The 3,417-nt window shown below is 62.0% G+C and carries 2 protein-coding genes; one reads left to right on the top strand and one right to left on the bottom strand.

Going from position 1 to position 3,417, the window contains the following annotated elements; genetic code table 11:
• Positions 1-2,291 (top strand): EAL domain-containing protein (locus IPV08_RS24220; RefSeq protein WP_246748226.1); only part of this gene is annotated, 2,291 nt, incomplete at its 5' end.
• A 560-nt stretch (positions 2,292-2,851) separates the two neighbouring features.
• Here IPV08_RS24220 and IPV08_RS24215 read toward each other — a convergent pair.
• Positions 2,852-3,148, bottom strand: coding sequence for a hypothetical protein (locus IPV08_RS24215; RefSeq protein ID WP_207414400.1), 297 nt, complete (start codon positions 3,146-3,148; stop codon positions 2,852-2,854).
• Positions 3,149-3,417 lie beyond the last annotated feature (269 nt).

The raw sequence follows: 3,417 nt of genomic DNA, 5'->3' as shown, positions 1-3,417 counted from the left end.
TGGCGGCGGGTTTCTCAGCTGGAGCCGGGGTCTGGAGTACGCATTTCATCGGTATGCTCGGTTATGACCCGGGACTCGTCGTCAGCTACAATACGCGCTTGACGCTGCTATCCTTGATGGCAGCCATACTGGCGTCGGTGGTCGCACTGGCGTTCGGACGTTGGGCCACCAATTCAGCCATGGCGGCGGGCGCCGGGATCGTTCTCGGGCTGGGCGTGGCGGCCATGCATTTTATCGGCATGGCGAGCATCCAGCTTCCTGGAGCTTTTGCCTGGGATCGAACGCTCGTCTTCGCCTCGGTGCTGATCGGTTGTAGCTTTTCAGCCGCCGCATTCGTCGCTTTCAGGCATCGGGGGCTGAAATACCCGAACGGTGTCGCCGCGACGCTTCTGACCGTCGCGATCGCGGGATTGCACTTCACCGCCATGGGCGCGGTGCAGATCACCCCTGACGGAGCGGAACCTGCTTCGGTGTCTGGGCTGCCACGTCTCGCCCTCGCCTCCGGCATCGCCGCGGTCATGCTTGCGATCCTGGGCTTTGCCGCGCTCGCCCTGTTCGCCGACCGCATGCGCCGCGCCAATCGCGCCTTGCGGACCAGTGAGACCGCATTGCGGATCAGCGAAGAGCGTCTTGCGCTCGCCCTCGATAGCGGCAGCGACGGCCTTTGGGACTGGGATGTCGCGACAGGAAAGGTCTGGTTCTCAGACCGCTCGCAGACAATGCTCGGCTACGAGCCGGGCGAGATCGAGGGTCATGTGCGGTCCTTGATACGACTTACGCACCCTAACGACATCGAGCAGTCTCGAAGGCAGCTTGCCGACCACATAGAGGGGAAGACGAAGATCTACGAATGCGAGCAACGCGTCCGCAACAAAAGCGGTGCCTACACGTGGGTCCTGTCGCGCGGCAAGATCGTCGCGCGTGATGCCACAGGGGCTCCACTCCGCATCGTCGGCACACAGATCGACATCGCGGCGCGCAAACAGGCGGAGCAGCAGATCGAGTATCTGGCGTTGTACGATGCGCTCACCGGATTGCCCAACCGCACCCTATTTTGGGATCGCCTCGACCGTGAAATGGTGAGCGCGGAACGACGCGGACACTTCTTCGCGGTGCTCGCCTGCGATCTCGATCGTTTCAAATGCGTGAACGACAGCATGGGACACCCGGCGGGCGACACCCTTCTGCGCAAGGTCGCTGAACGGCTTACCGCGGCGATCCGTGAGGGAGACACCGTCGCTCGGCTCGGCGGCGACGAGTTTGCGATCGTTCTCAGAGGACTCGACCATCCGCAGAATTCCAGCACTACAGCGCAGCAGGTCATCGACGCCGTGAAGCTGCCTTTCGATATCGAGGGCCGCGCAGTCAGTGTCGGGATCAGTATTGGCATCGCGCTGGGGCCACAGGATGGCTGCAATCCGGACCAGTTGTTCAAGAATGCCGATATCGCGCTCTACCGCGCCAAGGCCGCAGGTCGGAGCACTTACCGCTACTACGAGCCCGAGATGGATGCGGCGATAGCCGAACGCAATGCGCTCGAACTGGACCTTCGCGAAGCCGTTCGGCTGGGTGAGTTCGAGTTGTACTACCAGCCGATCATCCGCCTCGAGAACGATATGTTGAGCGGCTTCGAGGCGCTCATGCGTTGGAGAAGTCCTTCGCGGGGCCTCGTCTCGCCCGGAGACTTCATTCCACTGGCCGAAGAAATCGGCTTGGTCGTCCAGCTCGGCGCCTGGGCCCTGAAGGAAGCATGCTGCGAAGCGGCGAGATGGCCCGGCGACCTCAAGGTCGCGGTGAACGCCTCAACCGTGCAATTCGCCGAACTTGGTTTGGAGCATGCTGTTGTGACAGCGCTGGCGACGTCAGGTCTGCCGCCGCATCGTCTCGAGCTCGAAATCACCGAGAGCGTGCTGATGAGCGACACGGTAAGCGCAATCCGTTGCCTGCATCGGCTGCGTGAGCTTGGAGTACACATAGCCCTCGACGATTTCGGCACCGGCTTTTCGTCCTTGAGCTATCTGCGGCGATTCCCATTCGACAAGATCAAGATCGACCGTTCTTTCATCCACGAAATCGGCAATGCCGATACGGCCGCGATCGTGCGCGCCATCGTCGGCCTCGCTGAACGGCTGGGCGCGAGCATCACCGCCGAGGGTGTCGAGGACGAAATACAGCTTGCCCACGCACGTCGAGAGGGTTTCACAGAGGCACAAGGCTACTTGCTGAGCAAACCACTTTCAGCGCGCGATGCTCTTCAATACGCCCGTGCTTCGGAAGATCTTGTGGCGTGATACCGCGTTTTCTTCTTCCACGCCGGCTACGATGAACTGTTGTTTTTGGGCAGGCGATCTCCAACATCAACGGCAACGTCTGCTTCGGGACGCAAGGCCAGGACCCTACCGCGACGGTCCGGCAACGTTACCGGCTTCCAACGTCCGGCGATCTGAGCCGTTGGCGGGCCGATATGGCCGTGAAAGCCAAGATCGATTGGGTGGCAATGGCATGTCTACGATTTGTGCCGCCGCTCGATGTCCTCGTTCAGCATCGGACCGACGAGGTGATCTCCGAGGCGAGCACCACTGGGTAGAGCTGTCGGGGAGCCCCGCTCTTCCTCGGGCTTCTCCTTGCCAACAACTTCGAGCGGTCCATGCAAGACGGCAATCCGCCCCGGACCGTCGCGCACGAATGCATTGAGGCGGCCCGTGAGCGCATCGGATCCAACCTTTGGCCCGGTGACCAATCCGGTCGGCGTGCCATCCTCGGCTGCCCTTCACTCCGTCGGCTTTATCGCGTTTCGCCCTCGGCAGCCTCGCGTCCCCGCTGATGCAAAGGAACTCTCGCAGCCCGAGAGCTAGGGCGGGTGTCTGCGCCACTGCGGATCATCGAGTTTTCTCCGCGCTATGTGCATCAGATCGTCCCGAACGGACTGGGTCGCGCTGAACGGGATATCGAAGTTCAGGCTATGATAAATCAGGCCGAGGACGGTGCTGTAGTCGGGATCGTCAGCGCTGCGGTCGATGAAGTTCAAGACCCATCGGTAGACGGATTCATGGTCCGACGGAGAGGAATCGTCCCCGACGACCAGCCGACCTCCGGTGATCCACTCGCTCCGCAATGCCGCGATGTCCTGCGCCGTCGGGTTTGTCATACCGCCTCGTGACGTTCGAACAGGCCCGGCAGCGACCGCGCCGAGTGTCTGAACTCATCATCCCCAGCCGACCACCTCATCCTGAGGTGCCGAAATGCAGCGAAGGCCTCGAAGGAGCCTTCCAGTTCGCGTAGCGGGTTCTGGAGCCCTCCTTCGAGGCCGCTACGCGGCACCTTGCAATAGCGACTTGGATTATGGTCGCCGTGTTCCGTGAGGAATGCCCCACCCCGGATGGCCGTCCGGAGTGGGGCGGTCGGCCGTCGGATCGG

The organism is Methylobacterium sp. SD274 (assembly GCF_017355285.1).
In the GTDB taxonomy this organism is placed as follows: Bacteria; Pseudomonadota; Alphaproteobacteria; order Rhizobiales; family Beijerinckiaceae; genus Methylobacterium.
The sequence above is the reverse complement of the archived record's forward strand: the minus strand, read 5'-3'. Positions and strand labels throughout refer to the sequence as shown.

Excerpts from the sequence above, each read along its gene's own strand:
- IPV08_RS24215 (WP_207414400.1), bottom strand. The coding sequence starts at position 3,148 with ATGACAAACCCGACGGCGCAGGACATCGCGGCATTGCGGAGCGAGTGG.